The organism is Shewanella sp. cp20, from assembly GCF_000832025.1.
Taxonomy (GTDB): domain Bacteria; phylum Pseudomonadota; class Gammaproteobacteria; order Enterobacterales; family Shewanellaceae; genus Shewanella.
In genome coordinates, this window is sequence record NZ_JPII01000007.1 from 159530 (window position 1) to 178129 (window position 18600).

Here is an 18600-nt window from a genome sequence, read left to right on the forward strand (position 1 = left end):
TTACACATGCTGGGAAGGGAAAGTTATGGACAATGAAGCCAATGTGCAGCAGCGCAAGGCCTTTATCGGTAATATGACAGAGGCGGCGATACGCATAGGCCTGCTCGCTATCTTAGTGATCTGGACCTACGACATAGTCAGGCCCTTCATAGTACCAGCCCTGTGGGGGGCCATCATCGCCGTCGCGCTGATGCCATTAACCCATAGACTGGAGCGTCTGTTAAAGGGGCGTCGTGGCCTGGCCGCAACCCTAATCGCCCTGGTGGGGATCGCCCTGCTGGTGACGCCTTTCGTGGTGGTTTCCGGCTCCATCTTCGAGGGAGTGTCCAATACCCTTAAGGTGCTGCAGAGCGGCGAGATCAACCTACCCGAGCCGACCCAGAGGGTGGCCGAGATCCCCATCATAGGCGAGCGCCTGTTTGAGGCGTGGCACAGTATTGCCAGCAATTTGGAGAAGGCGATCCTGCATTTTCTACCCGAGATCAAGGCGGGCTTCGCGGCGCTGGCAGGGGTGATCGGCAGCAGCCTGGCCACTCTGGTGATGTTCATCATCTCGCTACTGATCGCCGCCGGCTTTATGGCTAACTCAGAACAGTGCGCCGCCGCCATGAGTAAGCTGGCGGTGAGGGCCGTAGGCCCTAATGCTCACGCCTGGGCCAGCCTGACCGCCGCCACCATCCGTAGCGTGCTGCTCGGGGTGGTCGGCGTGGCCTTTATCCAGGCCATGCTGATCGGCTCGGCCCTGTTTGTGTTCGGCTTGCCCGCCGCGGGTCTGCTAACGCTGGTGGCCCTGTTTCTGGGGATCGCCCAGCTGCCGGCACTGATCATAGTGTTACCCCTGATAGGCTATGCCTACTCATCCATGGAGGGCACCTCGGCAACGATCTTCAGCGTCTGGGTCTTCCTCGGTGGCATCTCGGACAATATTCTTAAGCCCATCTTGATGGGCCGGGGCGTAGATGTGCCCATGCCCGTGATACTGATAGGCGCCATCGGCGGCATGTTGTTTACCGGCATCATAGGCCTCTTCCTGGGCGCCGTGGTGCTGGCCATCTGGTATGAACTCTTTATCGCCTGGCTAAACGGCGGTGAGCCCGAGGCAGTGTTGGCGCAGCAGTCAGAAGAAACGAGTTCATCGACTGACCTTAAGGCGGAGTAAGCCTATGTTAGATGCCGTCTGCCGGGTCGAGGGGCAAGCCGAGAAAACCTATTCAGTGTTTAACTTTCAGCGCCTCGGCGAGCAAGAGATAGAGGCGCTGCGCCAGCAGCTCTATTGCCCCGTATGTGACGGTAAGGCCTATTTTCGCAAGGCCTCACGCGACGGTAAGGCGGCCTGTTTCGGCTCGCGCTATCATCAACCAGATTGCCCCGAGTTTAATCCCTCCGCCAGCCGTAAGCAGGAGGAGCAGGATGCCCTGGAGGTGAACCAGCAGTTGCTGGAGAGCGACGCCCTGAAGATAGATTTCAGCATGCCGGCGCGGCGTAAGACGCCGCCGACTAAAGCTAAGGCACAGACAGAGGCTGAGACAAAGCTAAAGCCAACTGACGCCGAGAAAGATAGCAGCGTGGAGAGCCCCAAGGGTAATTATCTCGCTAAGACAGAGGGAAATGGCGAGCCTGAGGATGACTCAAGCGCCGAGTCGCCAGCTGAGCCTAAGATTGCGACCCAGGGGCTACAGAAACTCCTCCATAGCCTGCAGCGGGGCAGCGATCTGGCCTACTCAGATCTCTGGATCTATACCGATGACAAGTATCGCTGGCGGGCCAAGAACCTGTTCGTCAACTTTGCCGATGCCGAGCCCAACGAGCGCCATGCGCCGCGCATGTATTGGGGCACCATCTCCCATGCCGACAAGGCGATGTTCTGGCTCAATCCCGCTGACTGTAATGATGTGGGCATTCCTATCGAGGAGGTTAAGGAGGCGCTGTGTAAAAGATTCGATATCCAAGATCGTGAGGATCTTGAGGGCGCAGGTATCATCCTCTTCGGTAAATGTTTCTGGAACAAAGACAAGACTCGCAAGATCATCAAGCTATGGAACAAAGACCTTAGCCGCCTGCATCTGGTGAAGGCCGAGGATTAGGAGGCGTTTTGCATTGCAAAGCGCATTTTCTTGACGCCGCTTGGGCTTTCCCCTCTGCTAAGCACCGCTAAATCATATTAACAACCCCTGCCGATTGAACCACTTGAGTGGCTTTCTCATGGATTGGTACGCCTTATGCTCAGCTAGGTTATCGAACCAGGTACCTCGAGTATGAGGATAAGGAGTCGGCAATGAGGTTAAATAGTCAATCTCCCCTGCTGGGATTCGTGGTCAACCGAGCCCTGTATGCCAGCAGCGAGGCCTACCGCCAGCGCATCGATTACATCTGCAAGTTAATCAGCCTCGCGGGCGGCGCTCAGCATCAGGCTCATCCGCGGCCGGATAAGGCTGAGGTTGGTCACACCCGGCGAGAGCGTCAGGCCAGCCTGCTTGGCCGCTAAGCCGCTAACTCATTAAGTCGCTAGGCCGCTAGGCTGATCCATGTTCTGTGGGCTAGCGCGGCGTAGATAGCCCGGCGCGCCTGCGGGCCAGCAGGGTATCTCCCCACTGAAACAGGCCGAGTCCCGCCAGAACCAGGCCTGCCCCTATCATCAAAGTTTGGGAGAGCTGCTCGTTATTCACCAGGGCGCCAAGTGCCATGGCAAAGACAGGGGTGATGAGAGTGACCAGGGCCACAGTGCTGGCATTGAGGTGCTGCAGGATATAGAAGTAGCCGATGAAACCTATCAAGGATCCGAAGATCCCCAGGTAGAAGATGGCGGCGATGGAGCGCATCGACCAGGTCTCCACCGGTAGGCTGGCATCGAAGATTAACCAGGCCAGTGCAAACAAGGGGGTCGAAAACAGCAGGGCACCGACTGTGCTGGCGATGGGATGAATCGCCAGGTCTACCGTCTTGATCAGCACGCCGCTGAGGCTGAAGAGGAACACGGCGCAGAGGATCAACACCAGGCCTATCCAGGTATCACTGCCCAGGGCGAGCTTGGCCGAGCAGACCACCCCCAGGCCGCAGAACGCCAGGATAAGCGCGAGGATCCGCATGGGGCTGAATTTAGTTTCGTTCAGCAGCTTTTGGGCCAGCAGGCCAGACACCAGGGGAGACAGGCCGAACAGCAGCGACATGGTGCCAGAGGCCAGGTAGCGCGACGCGAAATAGCTCAGCAACATGCCACCGACTATGCCTATGGCAGAATAGGCGTAGAGCCTGAAGGCGGTGCGGTGCCAGGGCAGACGTATGCTGCTAAACAGTATGATTAGGCTGCCAATGAACAGGGCGATCACCATGCGCGAGAGTACCGCCATGGTGGGATGCACAGTTTCGCTGCTCCAGACGATCCCCAGCGGAGTCGTCGACCAGATGAGTACCACGGCCAGAAACGAAACGGGAACCAGCCGAGGCAGTTGTGCTGGGTCGGTTTGAGAATGGGAAGACATGCTAGCGAGGCCCTGGTACGAAAATAAGCAAAGAGTGATAGAGGCGATTTTGACCCAGTTTGCGCGGGAAAGCTACGGCCAAATGTGCTGTTGAGAAAAATTACTGATGGGGGATAACAGTGGATGGAATGAGCTGTGAGCAGGCGGCTTAGCGTGCAATGGCGGGGCTTAATAAGTCAAAAGGGGCATTGCCCTTTAGCATATGCCCCTTTTGTTGTTGGCGTCTGTATGACCCTTTGCCCTTCTTGGGTTTCTCGACACGCATCTTAAACAGTTCGCTGGTGATGATTGCCTTTAAGGCGTTGTCCTTGATGACGCCTCGGCCGCTCTCGTGGGGAGCGTGCGCTTTGCGGCGCGATTTCTTGCTCATGGTTTTCCTCTTATTTCAGTATTTAACCTGGTAGTTATTTTCAGGCGGCGCAAGATTACGCCCAGGCTGCTTAAAAAGCAAACAGTATTTTACCATAAATTAGCAAAAAATGTTTTAGCTTTTAACTCAGTGGTTTACCTTTGAATTCCCTCGGTTAAATAGGCTTGCCCATGGCTTGAGAACACAGGGCAAGCCTATGGAGGATCAGCTGTCAGCCAGCTCGTGGCGATAGGGGATAGAACGCTGGGCGCCGGCGCGGGTGACCGAGATGGCGGCGGCGCGATGGGCAAAGGCTACCGCCTGCTCTATCGATTTGCCTTCACCCAGGGCCACCATCAGGGCACCGTTAAAGGTGTCGCCGGCGGCCACAGTATCTAAGGCCTTCACCTCAACGCCTGGTATTAGGGCGCATTGCTCTTAGTGCTGAGCAGGGCGCCTCGCTTGCCCAGGGTGATGATCACGATTTTCGGCCCGAATTGATGCAGCATCTGCGCCGCCAACTTGGCGCTCTGTTCATCGATCACCTCTATGCCGGTAATGGCCTCGGCCTCGGTCTCGTTGGGGGTGATCACATCCACCAGACGGAACAGGTCTTTGCCTATTACCATGGCTGGCGCCGGGTTGAGTATGGTGGTTACCCCGTTGGCCTTGGCATGTTCCAGGGCATTGAGCACAGTTACCGCAGGCGTCTCCAGCTGCAGCAGCAGGTAATCGGCCTTGGCGATCAGCTCGAGGTGGGGCTCGAGCGCCTCGGGCGTCAGGGTGGCGTTGGCGCCAGCCGAGACGCCTATGATGTTCTCGCCTGTATCGGCGACGAAGATCATCGCCGTGCCCGTTGGCTGCTGGTCCGTGTAGGTGATGCCATCCGGCGTGATGCCGTCTTGCTGCCAGGCCTGGGCCATCGCCTGACCCATGGCATCTTGGCCCAGATGACAGATGAAGTCGACCCGGGTGTCTTCCCGACTCAGGCGCGCCGCGGCCACCGCCTGGTTGGCGCCCTTACCGCCGTGCTCCAGCCGGTAGCCTTGGCCCATCAGGGTCTGTCCAGGGCTGGGCAGGTGCTCCAGGTTCATCACATGATCGGCATTGGCACTGCCGAGAATTAACAGTCTGGTCATAGTTTCCTCTCGCCTAGGGGGAGGGCGAACCCTCCCTGGGCTGTCTACTGATTATAGGCGCTGAGGCAGTCGACAATCAGGTCGACGAAGCCTTGACGATCTAAGCCGAACAGTACGGTGGCGTTGGGAGCCTTGTCTGTGAGCTGATAGCGATCCACTAGCGTCATCCCCTGGGTATATTCCCCCTTGGTTTCGACGCCGACCCAGCAATCCTGGGCGGTGAACAGCTCGGGCTTGAGCAGCCAGGCGATGGTGCAGGGATCGTGCAGCGGCGCCCCGGTAAAGCCCCACTTAGGATCTCTGTGGTAGATCATGAAGAAGTCCAGCAACTCGGCGACGCATTGGGCTACAGGGTTGGGGATGGCGCGGATCCGCTCGATATCCTCATCCATGATCTGCGCCTCATGGGTCACGTCCAGGCCGCACATAGTGATTGGGATGCCCGACTTGAACACCATGTCGGCCGCCTCTGGGTCGACGAAGATGTTGAACTCGGCGGCTGGGGTCCAGTTACCCACTCCGGCAGCGCCGCCCATCAATACGATGCGCTCGACCTTGCTGTGCAGCTCGGGATAGTTGGCGATAAACAGGGCGATATTGGTCAGTGGCCCCGACGGTACTAAGGTCACAGGGACCTGGCTGTGGCGCACCTTTTCGGCCATCAGCTCGACGGCGTTTTGTGCTAACGGGGCGAAGGCGGGGTCTGGCAGTTTTGGGCCGTCCAGGCCGCTCTCGCCATGGACGTTATCGGCGATAATCAGCTCCCTGGCCAGGGGCTTAACCGCGCCGCCGGCCACCGGCATGTCTGGGCGATTGAGCAGGGTCAGGATCCGCAGGGCGTTATTGAGGGTCTTGTCGGGTGTCTGGTTACCCGCGCTAGTGGTGACCGCCAGCGGATTGAGACGCTCGCTACTGAGCGCCAGAATGAGGGAGATCGCATCGTCGTGGCCCGGGTCACAGTCGAGAATGATAGGGGTCGCCGAGGCGAGTGGACGGATGGCTTTGGGAGAAGCGTGTGCTGCGTGAGAATGTGGGGCAGCGTTTGATTGAGTCATGGTACAGCTCCTTTGATTGACACCTGTGGCAGAGTAACACGCTTTAGGTGCGTGTCATCTCTGAGATGAAAATTTGTGATTGAGCAGACAAAGCACTAATCAGGCAAGTGAGTGGCCAAGGCTTAGCCGTCTTCATCATAGAGCGGAAATAAGCATATGCGCTCTTATTAATTACGCGCTTTGGCTGCATAAGCTGTTTTGAGAAGGCAGGCGGGATTAGCGCATCATGTTTTACTTATATTATTATTTATCAACCACTTGCCTGTTTTGTGTTTGTGGCTTAAAAATTTTTTGTCGCCGGATAACTATTTCTGATTGACTCAGTCTCCAATGCAGATTATTTTGCGCCCGATGTTTTAGCTGGGGTACAAAAATAAAGGCATGGTTCGCCAGGGGCGAACGTCGTTATGTCCATAATAAAGCAGCAATTAAGCGTATAAACTTTGGGGTTTTACGCCGAGTAAAATGAGTTTGCCGTATCGGCTCTATTTTAGAAGGACCTTAAGCCATGTCTGACGCGACAGTCTTAAGTCTTATCCCACCTTTGGTGGTCTTGGTGTTAGCGGTTTGGCTACGCCGTCCAATCCTTTCGTTAATCATAGGTGCCTTAGTGGGCCTGGTGTTATACCAACCCGATCAGGTACTGAATAATTTCTCCGATATCTCGCTCTCTGTCATGGCCGATGAAACCATAGGTTGGTTGATCTTGGTCTGTGGGGGTTTTGGCGCCCTGATCGCCCTCCTGGTGAAGACGGGTGGTTCTATGGCCTTCGGTCGCCACGCGCTCAAGTATGCCAAGGGGCCAAAGTCATCCCTGCTGATGACCTTTATTCTGGGCGTAGTGATCTTTATCGACGACTATCTCAACGCCCTGACCGTGGGCTCGACCATGAAGTCGGTGACCGACAAGTTTAAGGTGTCGCGGGAGATGCTGGCCTATGTGGTGGACTCTACCGCCGCGCCCATCTGTGTGCTGGTGCCATTGTCGACCTGGGCCGTCTTCTTCGGCGGCCTGTTGGTGGATAACGGCGTGGCAGGCGAGGGCCAGGGGATCAGCGTCTATATGTCGGCCATCCCTTATATGCTCTACGCCTGGTTAGCGGTGGCCATGGTGCTGCTGGTGATCTTGGGCATAGTGCCTGCATTCGGGCCGATGAAGAAGGCGCAGCAGGCGGCGATGGCGGGTAAACCTGCCAAGGCGGTCGATGCCTTTGATGAGGTGCAGACCTCGGATGATTACAGCCTCAAGGCGATCGAAGAGGAGTTTAAGCATGCCGATAACCTGGGCAAGCTACATAACTTCATGGTGCCTATCCTCTTGCTGGTGGGCTTTACCGTCTATTTCGATATCGACGTGCTCAAGGGGCTGATCGCGACCCTGGCGGTGACCCTGCCCTATTATGGGGTGCAGCGCCTGATGCCACTGTCTGAGATGATGGAGCAGATGCTCGACGGTTTTAAGTCCATGTTGCCGGCTATCGGCACGGTTATCGCCGCCTTCGTGTTTAAGGATGTGTGCGACAAACTGATGCTGCCGCAATATGTGATTGGCAACCTGAGTCCCTTCATGACCTCTCAGTGGCTGCCAGCCGTGGTCTTCCTAACCATGTCGATACTGGCCTTTGCCACAGGTTCAAGCTGGGGGATCTTCGCGGTATCTATCCCCATAGTGATGCCTCTGGCCCAGGCGGTTAACGCCGATATTCCGCTGGTGATCGGCGCCCTGTTGTCGGCCTCCTCCTTCGGCAGTCAGGCCTGTTTCTATTCAGACTCTACCGTGCTGGCGGCCCAGGGCTCAGACTGTAACCTGGTGAGCCATGCGGTGACCCAGCTGCCTTATGCCTTGCTGGCGGCCGGACTGACCTTTATCGGTTTCCTTGTCTTGGCCTAAGTGCTTTCCTCGTCTTGGCCTAAGATAAGTCGGAAGCAGACATAAAGGAGAAAGGGGCGTTGACTAGTCTAGTCAACGCCCCTTTTGATTAACCCATAGGGTGACTATAGGTAATCTAACCTTTTCATTCCTTCACGCTACACACGACACACGGACTTAGAACAGCGAGCTGTTCAACCAGAGGTGTACCAGGATGCTGGCGGCGTAGCCGAGGGCTATCACTGGAGTCCACTTGAGGTGGCTGGCAAAGGTGTAGATGCCGCGAGCCTGACCCATCAGGGCGACCCCGGCGGCGCTGCCGATAGAGAGCAGGCTACCACCCACACCCGCTGTCAGGGTCACCAGCAGCCATTGGCCCAGCCCCATGTCAGGGTTCATGGTCAGCACGGCAAACATCACTGGGATGTTATCCACGATAGAGGAGAGTACGCCCACGGCGATGTTGGCATAGGTCACGTCCCAGTGGGTATACATGGCCTCGGAGACCAGGCTCAGGTAGCCCATGAAGCCCAGACCACCGACGCAGAGCACCACGCCGTAGAAGAAGAGCAGGGTATCCCACTCGGCGCGGGCGATGCGGCTAAACACATCGAAGGGCACCACGTTACCCAGCTGCTCCAGGCGCTTGATATTGTTATCGCGCTCCGCCTGCTCCTTCGCCTTGATCACCGCCTTGGGGAAACTCTTACGCAGGTAGAAGCCGAAGAACTGCAGGAAGCCAAGGCCTGTCATCATGCCCAGTACAGGTGGTAGGCCCAGCAGGCTGTGGGTGCAGACGGCGGTGGCAATGGTGAGCAGGAACAGGGCGACGATACGCTTGGCGCCGCGCTTCATTAGCACCTTCTCCTCATCCGCCTCCTGGACTTGGTTGACGATGAAGGCGCTCATGATGGCCGCCGGTACCAGGAAGTTGACCAGAGAAGGGATGAAGAGGTCGATGAACTGCTCGAAATGCACCACGCCCTTCTGCCAGACCATCAGGGTGGTGATATCGCCGAAGGGGCTGAAGGCGCCACCGGCGTTGGCCGCCACCACTATGTTGATACAGGCCAGGGCGACAAACTTCTTGTTGTCGCCGCCTACCTTCATCACCACGGCGCACATCAACAGGGCCGTCGTCAGGTTATCAGCGATGGGGGAGATGAAGAAGGCCATGAAGCCGGTGAGCCAGAAGACGGTACGCTGACTAAAGCCCTTACCTACCATCCAGGCCCGCAGGGCGTCAAACAGATTACGCTCCTCCATGGCGTTGATATAGGTCATGGCAACCAGCAGGAAGAGCAGCAGCTCGGCATACTCTAACAGATTGTGCTTAAAGGCGGTCTCAGAGAGTTCCGACATGCCGTGCTGTACATAGATGTAACCTATGATGCCCCAGATCAATCCGGCGGCGACCAGCACCGGCTTGGATTTCCTCAGGTGCAGCACCTCTTCGCCCATCACCAGCAGGTAGGCCAGGACGAAGATGACCACGGCGAGATAACCAGCCCCTGTGGCGGTGAGATCTAACAGCTGCCCACCGGCCTCGCCACTACTGGCAAAAACAGCTGGGCTAAACAGTGCGGCCAAACATACAACTAAGCTTGCTAAGCTACTGGCAAGGTTGCCAAAGGGGGGCTTAAGGTTTCTCATTAAGTATTCTCTGTGTTAGGAATAGCTTAAAAATTACCACAGCTTTCCTGCTGTAAATTTTGATGCGCCTCAAGTTTATGTGTATTAGTTACGGCTAAGTCACATAAATTTGATCAAATTATGTTTGAAAAATAAACATTTACCTACAAAGTGGTAATAAACTTATCATGATTTTTGTGACGATTTCGAGATTTTCATTGTTAGAAAGTTAGCACAGGATCACGATTTTGGCGCAGTAGGATGCTGCTGAATTTACATAAAAAAAGAGGGCCCATTGGCCCTCTTCATCTGTTGGGTTTAAGCCATTAGGCCTTGATGCTGCCGAATCGTCCCGCCTGATAGTCGGCGATCGCCTGCTGGATCTCCTGCTCGGTGTTCATCACGAAGGGGCCCATGTGCACTATCTTCTCGCGAATGGGCTGACCGGCAAACACCAGCGCCCCAGCGCCCAGTTCGCCCGCCTCGAGCTCGATGAGCTGTTGGCTATCGACGACAAGGTATTGCCCCGCGCCGTAGCGCTTTTCCGGCGCCGCCTGGCTAACCAGCTCACCCTGATAGAGATAGAGACCCACATATTCGCGCGACTTTAGATCCAGCTGGGCCGAACCATTGGGCGCCAGCATCAGGTCGGCTATCTTGCCATCGCCCGCCAGTTCCTGAATGGGCGCCTGCAGCGGCTCACCACCTTTTAGCTGCCAGCTGCCGGCCAAGGCACGCAGACGGGCACCGCTGTCGTTTTGTGTCTCGGGTAGCGGCTCATCTGTGCTATCGCGGTAGATGGCCGGGCGCATCTTCTCCTTGGCGGGCATGTTGAGCCAGATCTGAAAGCCGTGCAGGCCATCCTGGGCGTCGGCCAGGGGCATCTCTGAGTGCACCACGCCGCTGCCTGTGCTCATCCACTGCACGTCACCGGCCTTGATTGCCTTGACGTTCCCCAGCTGGTCTCTGTGCTCGAAGCCCCCCTTGCGGATATAGGTAAAGGTTTCTATGCCGCGGTGAGGATGGGGCGGGAAGCCGCCGATATAGTCGCTGGCATCGTCCGACTTGATCTCATCCAGCATCAGGAAGGGATCGAAGCGGGTGTTCATAAAGTCGGCCACACGGCGGATGTTGACGCCGTCACCATCCATTGCGGGACGGGCGGTAAATTGGCTGATCACTTTCATCTTAAGTACCTCATGATTGGGAACCGCCTAGCGCTGCTTTAGTGCTGCTTAAGTGTAGCTGGCGGGAATGGGATCAGCCTATCACTGGTTTAATCGAACGAATATTGCTAAATACCGCTTAATAGCTTCTAAAAAATAGGATGTTTAACGCTAAGGTGAGTCGCCTCTTGCATTGGATTACGGGAGGCTTGTATCACAAAAATGTTCGGTAGCTATTGTTTTTGTTATTAAAATAAAACCTTGTGGTACAAATTTGTCATCGGCTTGTGTTAGTATCCGCCCCTGCTTTATGCACAGTGCATTTTTAGTCACAGGAATCAGAATATGGATGTTAATGACCAAGCCTCTTTCCCAGCCCCAGCCACAGCCACAGCGGTAGAGGATGGCAAGCGTTTTCCCCGTTTAGACAATCGGGAGCTGGTGAAGACCAGTTTCTGGATCAGCCAGATCTTCATGATCATCGCCACGGTCGCCGGCGTCTATCTGGCGGCGCAGGAGGGATTGTCGCAGGCGATCACCTTCGATAACCTGACCAACAAGCAGAACAACTATTACCTGCGTCATGCCCTGTATGATGAGGTGCAGGACAATATCACCATCATCAACGAGTACGCCGACTTTATCGCCGGTAAGGCGCCCTTCGACATCAAGAATCACAAGCCAGCCCTGGCTAGCTTTGTGTGGGAGAATATGCGTTATTCGCCCTATACCCTGGAGACGCCGCCTCAGCTATTGTCACAGACCCGGCGCTTCTATCTGCAGGTGACCGATATCATTGGCAAGATTGAGGGGCGAGTCTATGGCGCCAAGTATGGCGGCGACCTGCTTAAGGGGCTGACCAAAGAGATGAGCGACAACACTCTGCCGGCACTGAAGGCCAATTATACTGCGTTGGCCGATGAGCTGAGACGCAACGACATCATAGTAGATTAGTAAAGGAGCTCCCCATGACCCATATCTGTCCAGGTTGCCACGAGGGGCGACTAAGAGCCTACAATTTTCACGGCGAGCATGTGGATTGCTGCCGTCAGTGCGGTGGCCTCTGGTTTAAAAACGGCGAGCTAAATGCCGCCCTTTCGAAGGCCGACAATGGCGATGATGATGTCAGGGTCGAAGAGACACTGGGGGAGCTGCTGGGGATCTCCAGCCGCAGCTGTCATCAGTGCGACCTGAGCCTGCATCGCTACCATCTGATGACTGGCTATGAGATCGAGGTGGATGTCTGCCATAGCTGTAGCGGTGTCTGGGTCGATGAGCATGAGCGTACCAAGGTGGTGCAGTCGCCCAAGGTGAGACAACTGCTGGAGGAGTTAAACGCTAGCATCAGCGTCAAGACCTGGCTGTTTCAGTTCCTCTGCAAGATGCCGGTGGAATTTAACCTTAAGCCGAAATCGACGCCCTTAGTGACCTACATGCTGCTGGCGCTCAATATACTGATCTTCGTCGCCTACGGCTTTAACCTGAGCAGTACAGAGACAGTGTTCGAAAACTTTGCCATGCGCTCCAACGAGCTGCTGGCGGGCCACCACCCCTGGACATTGCTGAGCCATATGTTTCTCCATGGCGATATCATGCATCTGGCGGGTAACATGTATTTCCTCTACGTGGTGGGGGATAACCTGGAAGATGTGTTGGGCCGCGCCAAGTTTCTCGGACTCTATCTCCTGTGTGGCCTGGCCGCGGCGGCCGCGCAGATCGCCGCCGACCCAGGTTCTGGCATTTACATGGTGGGCGCCAGCGGCGCCATCGCCGGGCTGTTCGGCATGTACCTTATGTGGTTCCGTCATGCCAGCCTGACCTTCATGTTCGTGGTGTATCAGAAGAAGCTCAGTCCCATGGCCTTCTTCGCCATCTGGCTGGGATTCAACATCTTTGGCCTGGTGATGGCGGGCCAGGGCGTGGCCTACTGGGCGCACATAGGCGGTTTTGTGATGGGCCTTATCCTAGGGATTAGCCTCAAGGCCAAGGTGATGCATGATAATCCTATGCTGGCGCTGCTCAACGAGCCCGAGGTGAAAATCGCCCGCTAACCTTTGAGTTGCCGCCGTGTTTCAAGGCCCCGTCTCCGGACGGGGCTTTTTTATGGGCGCGCTTTTTGTTGCTGAAACTTAAGCGAAAAAAAGGGGTCTAAACCCTAAGGTTAACCACCTGTCACAGGCTGGTATTCCCGCCAGACTTGGATACAATGTAATCAAATCAACAGCGAGAGCGAGAGATAAATGTCCAGAGCGAAAATTTTGATCATCGACGACGATCCCGTCTGTACCGGGGTGTTACTCGCCATGCTGGGGGACGATTATGAGGTCACCGCGGTGAACTCGGGCAGTGGTGGCATCGAGGTGATGAAATCCCTGGTACCGGATCTGATCCTGCTGGATATCACCATGCCCCACGTCAACGGTTATCAGGTGATCCAGCATCTTAAGGGCAGCGAAGAGACTGCCAAGATCCCCCTGGTGGTGATAAGCTCGCTGGCGGAGCAGTCGGACAAAGATTTTGCCCTCAAGCTCGGCGTCGATGACTACATCACCAAGCCTGTAATGCCAGATGCGATTCAGGAGATAATCGAGGCCTACCTCTAACGCCGCAGATGGCGAGGTGGTTCACAGGCTATTGGCCTGGATTTCCAAGAAGATTTAGCGTCGTATTAGTCAGCCCGTTTCTGACAGCAGCATCATAATAAATCATCATTTTCAGCGGCTTGTCTTATGAAAGATAAGCTGCTTTTTCGTGAGCGTGCTTATCTCTAGACAGGCCCCATGGGCTGGGCTATCTTATGGCGGCAACAAGGAGGTCACCGCCTGGCTGACTAAGTTATTACACCAGACTAAGCTGTTACACCAGACTAAGCTATTACACTAGATTAAGGGATTAATCATGAAAGCAAGATTCTTACTACCGCTGTTTTTTATCCTCACCAGCGCCCAGGGCGCCAACCTTCCACCGCCTGATGCTTATGGCTTGGCTGGCATGGAGGTGGATGTCGATAAGCTTATCGAATTTAATGTCTCGCAGATGAAAGCCGACGGCGACTTTATCGCCATGGAGCAGGTGTCTGGCATCGACAGCGGCAAGCTGGAGCGCGGTTATCGCCACGCCATGAAGAGCTGCTTCGATAAGTATGAGCGCATGACAGAAGAGAACGCCGAGGCCTTGTCTGACTGTTTCATCGACCAGACCGCCGAGGGCGTGGGCGCCTCACGTGAGCAGTTTAATGCCTGGCTGGATGAGCTGGATAGTCAGGACGGCGAGAATCCCGATGCTATCGAGGCCCTGGATATGGAGATGGATAAGATCCATGACGCCATCTTTGCCCTGCAGGATAAGCCAGAGCTCACCCAGGCCGAGCAGGAGCAATTGGCGGATTTAGAGCAACAACTTATCGAGCTAGGCGAGAAACAACACAAGTTGCAGCTGGAAGAGGCAGAGGCCATGGCCGCCGAGATGGAAGCCATCTACAAGCGTAAGTGATCTGCTAGTAAGCTCTTAAGCGAGGCTCGGCACTGTTTATTCAGGCCGAGCCTTTGTTTTGGGTTCGCTCAATCTCGAACAGCTAGCCTCTGGCGATGGTGATATCGGCGATATGGCCATGTTCGGTGGCCCTTAGGGCTCCCTGTAGCATCTCGGCGGCCTCCTCGGCGCTCATGAAGCTCGAGGTGTCGAGGGACTTGCCGCTGCTGGGCCAGAAGCCGGTATCCATGCCGCCGGGATAGACAGCGATGATCTTCATCGGCTTACCCTTGAGTTCCTGGCGCACCGACTCGATGAAGCCGCGCACCGCCCATTTGGCCGCGCAGTAGGTCGACTCCCCCGCCTTGGCTTGCTGGGCGGCCGTGGACATCACTACCACCAGATTCAGCGGCGTGTCTCGATAGCGCCTAACCAGCTCGCGTACCAGCAAGATGCTGGAGGTGACGTTGTTTTGCAGTAATTTGGCTATCTCATCGGCCTGCTGCTCGGCGATGGGGCCGAAGTAGCCGCTGCCGGCGCAGTGAATCACGGTGCTAAGTGGTGAGGCGCCGCTCATGGCATCGACGCCATCTAACAGGGTCGCTACGCTCTGCTCGTTGCAGAGGTCGGCACTCAGAGGATGAAGGCCGCTGCTGCTCTGCGCTACGCTGGCAAGCCTGGCTTGATCGCGCCCCGAGATCACTACCTGCTCCCCCATGTTGGCATAACGCCTGGCGAGGGCTGCGCCCAGGCCGCTGCTGGCTCCGGTAATTAGTATCATGATCCATTCACTCATTAAGCTTGGTTAGGTCGGCCTATTATGCCGCAACTTAGCCCAGATGCCAGAAGCTGTGGGGTGTGAGAAGGATTAATGGAAGCCCGGACAAAAAAAGGGAAGCCGCCGCTTCCCTGATGAGTCAGTGCTAGTGGATGCTCTGATAGCTAAACCTCAGGTGTTTAGCGTCTTTGATCAGCTTGATGAAGTCTTCCCGGCTGAGCCTGACCAGGCTGGTGTGGTCGCCGGCCTCGAGGTAGAGTTCCTTGGCCTCGATCAGCAGGTCATCATAGATGGTCTCTATGTTATAGGCCGCGCCGAGGGAGGGGATGGCGCCGTGTTCGCAATCGTCAAACATCTGATAGACGGTTTGCTCCTTCACCAGATGCAGATCGCGGTTGAGCTTGTCACCCAACGCCTTGAGGTTGATCTTATGATTGGTGGGCAGTACCGCCATGATCCTGCGTCCCTGATGATCTTCCAATATCACCCCTTTGGCGACTTGGGCGGGGGCCAGCTGGGCGGCAATCGCCGAGCTGATAGAGTTGTGGCTGTGGCGGTGCAGCACTATCTCATAGTTCACCTCATGCTCAGCCAGATAGTGATTTAACCGGTTTGAAATACTCATATACTTGCCTCGTTAACGTTGTGAAACGTTATCGATAAGTATAGTCCAGCCAGGCTCCAATGCTGGCTGAGTGCACTTTTCACCGCTGGCTTGATGTCGTTTTTTCTGCTGACTGAGCAGCGCTTTTCATCGATTAAGTCACCCGCCAAGCCTGGCTTGCCGATCAGCTAAACCAGGTCTTAATTTTGCTCAACAATGAAGGGCGGTAGAAGGGCTCAAGCTTCTTCAGGCAGAAGTCGCTTATCTCATCATGTTTGTCACTTCTTAACAGGTAGGGGCGTATCTCCCAGCCATGAAGCTCAATCTCTCTATGCAGGTTGCGGCAATCGCTGCGAATGCGGCTGAAATCATCGCTAATTCTGTCTCCCTCCAGGGTGAGTGCCAGGGTGAAGGCACTGTCTGTGCCGCCGCGGCGGATATCTAGCTCGCTCGTTTCGATGAAATAGCCCGCCTTGACGCTGGGGTAGTTAGCCAATATTTGGCGCACCGCGCCGAACATGGGCAGGTCGCTTGCCAGTACCTTGCCTAGCAGCAGGAGGTGATTGCCCTGGGGGAGTAGCGCCATGTCGGGCAGCAACATATAGCGGATCTCATCGCTGCTGACGACTTTCGATAGATTGCTATTGGGGTTGAGCGCCATATCCATCTGATTGGTCAGCAGCAGCTGAAATGCTTGAGGCGCATCTATCTCTATCTGACCGTGAAATTCGCTGCCCTCTGCTTCCATAACCACCTTGGCCTGATCGACCGCCTCCTGGGAGGTAAACAGCGGGACGAAGTAGTGCACCTGATCATCGCTGACAGGGATGTGCCATTGCATGATGGAGAGCTCTGTTGTGCCATCGGCCTGAGGATCTTCCTGGCCGTCGCTCAGCAGGTAGAGCCGGGCCTTAATCAGGTGTTCATAGAGGGCTTTGGCCTGGGTGTGATCGGCAAGTGCCGCCTGCAGGGCGGTTTCGAGTGCATTGCTCGGGGTGAGTGTAACTTCCATTTTCGCTAATCCTTGTTGCCAGCTGGTATAGACCAGACATCCTGGTGAGTGGGCATAGTAGATCAAGGTGTTAGTCGGGTCTAGCCTGATTGATAACAAAACTGAATAGCGAGAGGGGAGGTGTTATTTTCGTTGGGGCTAGGGTTGAAGCTTGTACATGAAATCGATGACGGTATAGGTAAACATACCGTCATCAGGGCGGGTAATAGGAGGTTATCTAATTTCGGTTGAGATTGACTCTACAACATAGTTGTCAAAATAGTCAGGGCGAATTTTACTGTCACTTCTAGACTCTTTAGCCCAGGCCTCTCGAATGTTGTTCATACCTTTTGCATGAAAATAACCAAACAGTGTGAGATTGACGCTTTCAACTTGTGTCGATAAGTTCTCTTCCATTGCATTCGGTAATTTTAGGTCGGGAATGACGCCACTCAGATCGGCAAATATTGTCCAGTCCAAGTTGGTACTAACAATACGAAGCTGCAGGGCTTGATATTCGGTGTTGAGGTTTGTGAAGTCATAGTTTAGTGCTGAGTTTGAATTGGCCGCAATATCAGTCATTGTTTGTAGCAATTCGAACTCGTTTTCTGGTAGCACAATCTCTTGGTTTTCATCGGGATCGTTGACAAGGTGTCTACGCCCACCATAGTACCAAACTAAAGATTCTGGGTCGTTACGAAGTTGAACGTCTCTATAGGCTTGAATGAAGTTCTTTGGATTTAGTTTCGGAAGAACGTAAAGATCTGGTTGAAGGTTATAGTAATCTAATTGCTGGAACTGGAAGTGTGTTCGTCCATTGTCGTTTGAACCAAACGCATAAATAGCGGTCGCGTCCAAGTTTGCGTTTGAGTAATTAACCTTTTTGGCCTGATTCCTATCTTCGGTGAAGATGTCCGCTGAGATAGCGATAACACTTTGATCAGTTGGGATTTGGTATATTGCACCGTAGGCTTCTTCGTTGGTATCGCTAGTCGGCAATAACAGTAAATCTAAAGGTGGAAAGGTTTCCTGAGGAGCTCGGCATACATGATAATTGTCGAGCGCCCATGTATCTTTGACGGAATTGTTTATCTGCAATTGGTGATTAGGATAAGCCGCTCCGATGTCACTATAATCTATGCTTACATCCTGGCAGATGCAGTTTTCATTCAAGGTGTCCGAATAGAAACCTTGAATTCCCATATCACTCACATTCAAATTGAGTGTTGTATCGATATTGTAATTTTCGTTGTCTTGCCAAACAGTGGTGAGATGTTTGGCATCACTGGGCCATGAGATATCAAACTTCCCCTGAGCATCTACTTGATGTTGACTTAGAACCGAGCCGTCAGCCTTATGAACAACAAGCGTAACATCTGTATTGGCAACGCTATAGCCGCATTGAGTGGCGGTAGTTTTAAACTCACCGAATATATGGGCAGCAGGTGTGGCTGAATTTGGATTGTTATCTGTTTCGTCTGAACCACCACCGCAGGCAGTCAGCAATATTCCTGACAAAAGGAGGGGCATCCCTTTTAAGAGCTTCATATGTCGTCCCTGAAAAATTAGTTTTAATTCATTATTTTCTAAATTAACATTCGCTTGTTTTGTTAGTTAATTTAGATATTTAGGTTATCATTTTGTTTGTTTTTTAGAAAGCCTAAACAGTTAGAACTTTGATTAATCACTGTGTATTAGAGTTTAACTCGACAGCTAGGGAGTGTCGGTCTGGTGACCGAAGAAAGTCGTGGAACTCCGTTCCACACCAGGGCAAGAGGGGGATCTCCAGCAATCCCCCTCTTGCATCTCCCCGTGCCGCCCCAGACGAAGTTAACTGCATTGGTTAGGAGCCTCGTGCTTATGGACAAATCGCTACCGCTTCCGAAGGATGCATCCATGCACCTGCGGAAGCTAGTCGGGCATCCGTGCCCGTCTCACTCGATTTATTCCAACGTCCTTCGGCAACTTCGATGGGGATTTACTGTAGCCACAACCGGTAATTTTCGACAACTATTATAACTTTAGCTTTAACTTAACTGGCGGTTCTGTCGCAAAATATCTGGACA

General features: G+C 54.4%; 17 protein-coding genes and 1 pseudogene. 8 read left to right on the forward strand and 10 right to left on the reverse strand.

Annotated features, from left to right (window positions below; genetic code table 11):
* Nucleotides 1-25 precede the first annotated feature (25 nt).
* From DB48_RS01035 to DB48_RS01045, 3 genes are all read left to right on the forward strand, one after another.
* Nucleotides 26-1159, forward strand: a complete 1134-nt coding sequence (locus tag DB48_RS01035; RefSeq protein ID WP_041508475.1) for an AI-2E family transporter — start codon at nt 26-28, stop codon at nt 1157-1159.
* Nucleotides 1160-1163: 4 nt separating this feature from the next.
* Nucleotides 1164-2084 carry a hypothetical protein gene (locus DB48_RS01040; RefSeq protein WP_041508476.1) on the forward strand — a complete coding sequence of 307 codons (921 nt, stop codon included), beginning with the start codon at nt 1164-1166 and terminating at the stop codon, nt 2082-2084.
* Nucleotides 2085-2275: 191 nt separating this feature from the next.
* Nucleotides 2276-2485: a hypothetical protein gene (locus DB48_RS01045; RefSeq protein ID WP_041508477.1), complete on the forward strand. Its 210-nt coding sequence runs from the start codon at nt 2276-2278 to the stop codon at nt 2483-2485.
* Between the two features lie 52 nt (nt 2486-2537).
* Here the strand turns inward: DB48_RS01045 and DB48_RS01050 are convergent, their stop codons facing one another.
* From DB48_RS01050 to rihA, 4 genes and pseudogenes are all read right to left on the reverse strand, one after another.
* Nucleotides 2538-3479, reverse strand: coding sequence for a DMT family transporter (locus tag DB48_RS01050; RefSeq protein ID WP_041508478.1), 942 nt, complete (start codon nt 3477-3479; stop codon nt 2538-2540).
* Nucleotides 3480-3627: 148 nt separating this feature from the next.
* Entirely contained in the window at nt 3628-3849 is a 222-nt protein-coding gene (locus DB48_RS01055; protein WP_041508479.1) for a ribosome alternative rescue factor ArfA, read from the reverse strand.
* A gap of 204 nt (nt 3850-4053) precedes the next feature.
* Nucleotides 4054-4967 (reverse strand): annotated as a pseudogene (gene rbsK, locus DB48_RS01060) (ribokinase).
* 44 nt (nt 4968-5011) lie between these two features.
* Nucleotides 5012-6022 carry a pyrimidine-specific ribonucleoside hydrolase RihA gene (rihA, locus tag DB48_RS01065; RefSeq protein WP_235375308.1) on the reverse strand — a complete coding sequence of 337 codons (1011 nt, stop codon included), beginning with the start codon at nt 6020-6022 and terminating at the stop codon, nt 5012-5014.
* Between the two features lie 508 nt (nt 6023-6530).
* Here rihA and DB48_RS01070 point away from each other — a divergent pair.
* Nucleotides 6531-7913: a Na+/H+ antiporter NhaC family protein gene (locus DB48_RS01070; protein WP_041508480.1), complete on the forward strand. Its 1383-nt coding sequence runs from the start codon at nt 6531-6533 to the stop codon at nt 7911-7913.
* A 156-nt stretch (nt 7914-8069) separates the two neighbouring features.
* Here the strand turns inward: DB48_RS01070 and nhaD are convergent, their stop codons facing one another.
* On the reverse strand, nt 8070-9545 hold the full coding sequence (gene nhaD / locus DB48_RS01075; protein ID WP_041508481.1) for a sodium:proton antiporter NhaD: 1476 nt from the start codon (nt 9543-9545) through the stop codon (nt 8070-8072).
* Nucleotides 9546-9850: 305 nt separating this feature from the next.
* Entirely contained in the window at nt 9851-10711 is an 861-nt protein-coding gene (locus DB48_RS01080) for a pirin family protein (RefSeq protein ID WP_041508482.1), read from the reverse strand.
* Between the two features lie 324 nt (nt 10712-11035).
* Here DB48_RS01080 and DB48_RS01085 point away from each other — a divergent pair, with 324 nt between their 5' ends.
* The 4 genes from DB48_RS01085 to DB48_RS01100 all read left to right on the forward strand — a co-directional run bounded on the left by DB48_RS01085 (nt 11036) and on the right by DB48_RS01100 (nt 14182).
* A complete protein-coding gene (locus DB48_RS01085; RefSeq protein ID WP_041508483.1) occupies nt 11036-11644 on the forward strand; it encodes a hypothetical protein in 609 nt (202 codons plus the stop codon).
* Between the two features lie 14 nt (nt 11645-11658).
* Nucleotides 11659-12741, forward strand: a complete 1083-nt coding sequence (locus DB48_RS01090) for a rhomboid family intramembrane serine protease (RefSeq protein WP_041508484.1) — start codon at nt 11659-11661, stop codon at nt 12739-12741.
* 189 nt (nt 12742-12930) lie between these two features.
* On the forward strand, nt 12931-13293 hold the full coding sequence (locus DB48_RS01095; RefSeq protein ID WP_041508485.1) for a response regulator: 363 nt from the start codon (nt 12931-12933) through the stop codon (nt 13291-13293).
* A 295-nt stretch (nt 13294-13588) separates the two neighbouring features.
* Nucleotides 13589-14182: a hypothetical protein gene (locus DB48_RS01100; protein WP_041508486.1), complete on the forward strand. Its 594-nt coding sequence runs from the start codon at nt 13589-13591 to the stop codon at nt 14180-14182.
* 82 nt (nt 14183-14264) lie between these two features.
* Here the strand turns inward: DB48_RS01100 and DB48_RS01105 are convergent, their stop codons facing one another.
* The 4 genes from DB48_RS01105 to DB48_RS01120 all read right to left on the reverse strand — a co-directional run bounded on the left by DB48_RS01105 (nt 14265) and on the right by DB48_RS01120 (nt 18082).
* Entirely contained in the window at nt 14265-14942 is a 678-nt protein-coding gene (locus DB48_RS01105; protein ID WP_041508487.1) for an SDR family NAD(P)-dependent oxidoreductase, read from the reverse strand.
* Between the two features lie 142 nt (nt 14943-15084).
* On the reverse strand, nt 15085-15564 hold the full coding sequence (locus DB48_RS01110; RefSeq protein ID WP_041508488.1) for a YbaK/EbsC family protein: 480 nt from the start codon (nt 15562-15564) through the stop codon (nt 15085-15087).
* A gap of 163 nt (nt 15565-15727) precedes the next feature.
* Entirely contained in the window at nt 15728-16555 is an 828-nt protein-coding gene (locus tag DB48_RS01115; RefSeq protein WP_041508489.1) for an SseB family protein, read from the reverse strand.
* 213 nt (nt 16556-16768) lie between these two features.
* Complete coding sequence (locus tag DB48_RS01120; protein WP_041508490.1) at nt 16769-18082, reverse strand: hypothetical protein; 1314 nt, start codon at nt 18080-18082, stop codon at nt 16769-16771.
* Between the last annotated feature and the right edge of the window lie 518 nt (nt 18083-18600).

Excerpts from the sequence above, each read along its gene's own strand:
- DB48_RS01120 (WP_041508490.1), bottom strand. The coding sequence starts at position 18,082 with ATGAAGCTCTTAAAAGGGATGCCCCTCCTTTTGTCAGGAATATTGCTG.
- DB48_RS01055 (WP_041508479.1), bottom strand. The coding sequence starts at position 3,849 with ATGAGCAAGAAATCGCGCCGCAAAGCGCACGCTCCCCACGAGAGCGGC.
- nhaD (WP_041508481.1), bottom strand. The coding sequence starts at position 9,545 with ATGAGAAACCTTAAGCCCCCCTTTGGCAACCTTGCCAGTAGCTTAGCA.
- DB48_RS01045 (WP_041508477.1), top strand. The coding sequence starts at position 2,276 with ATGAGGTTAAATAGTCAATCTCCCCTGCTGGGATTCGTGGTCAACCGA.
- DB48_RS01110 (WP_041508488.1), bottom strand. The coding sequence starts at position 15,564 with ATGAGTATTTCAAACCGGTTAAATCACTATCTGGCTGAGCATGAGGTG.
- DB48_RS01085 (WP_041508483.1), top strand. The coding sequence starts at position 11,036 with ATGGATGTTAATGACCAAGCCTCTTTCCCAGCCCCAGCCACAGCCACA.
- DB48_RS01035 (WP_041508475.1), top strand. The coding sequence starts at position 26 with ATGGACAATGAAGCCAATGTGCAGCAGCGCAAGGCCTTTATCGGTAAT.
- DB48_RS01080 (WP_041508482.1), bottom strand. The coding sequence starts at position 10,711 with ATGAAAGTGATCAGCCAATTTACCGCCCGTCCCGCAATGGATGGTGAC.
- DB48_RS01050 (WP_041508478.1), bottom strand. The coding sequence starts at position 3,479 with ATGTCTTCCCATTCTCAAACCGACCCAGCACAACTGCCTCGGCTGGTT.
- DB48_RS01070 (WP_041508480.1), top strand. The coding sequence starts at position 6,531 with ATGTCTGACGCGACAGTCTTAAGTCTTATCCCACCTTTGGTGGTCTTG.
- rihA (WP_235375308.1), bottom strand. The coding sequence starts at position 6,022 with ATGACTCAATCAAACGCTGCCCCACATTCTCACGCAGCACACGCTTCT.
- DB48_RS01095 (WP_041508485.1), top strand. The coding sequence starts at position 12,931 with ATGTCCAGAGCGAAAATTTTGATCATCGACGACGATCCCGTCTGTACC.
- DB48_RS01100 (WP_041508486.1), top strand. The coding sequence starts at position 13,589 with ATGAAAGCAAGATTCTTACTACCGCTGTTTTTTATCCTCACCAGCGCC.
- DB48_RS01090 (WP_041508484.1), top strand. The coding sequence starts at position 11,659 with ATGACCCATATCTGTCCAGGTTGCCACGAGGGGCGACTAAGAGCCTAC.
- DB48_RS01115 (WP_041508489.1), bottom strand. The coding sequence starts at position 16,555 with ATGGAAGTTACACTCACCCCGAGCAATGCACTCGAAACCGCCCTGCAG.
- DB48_RS01105 (WP_041508487.1), bottom strand. The coding sequence starts at position 14,942 with ATGATACTAATTACCGGAGCCAGCAGCGGCCTGGGCGCAGCCCTCGCC.
- DB48_RS01040 (WP_041508476.1), top strand. The coding sequence starts at position 1,164 with ATGTTAGATGCCGTCTGCCGGGTCGAGGGGCAAGCCGAGAAAACCTAT.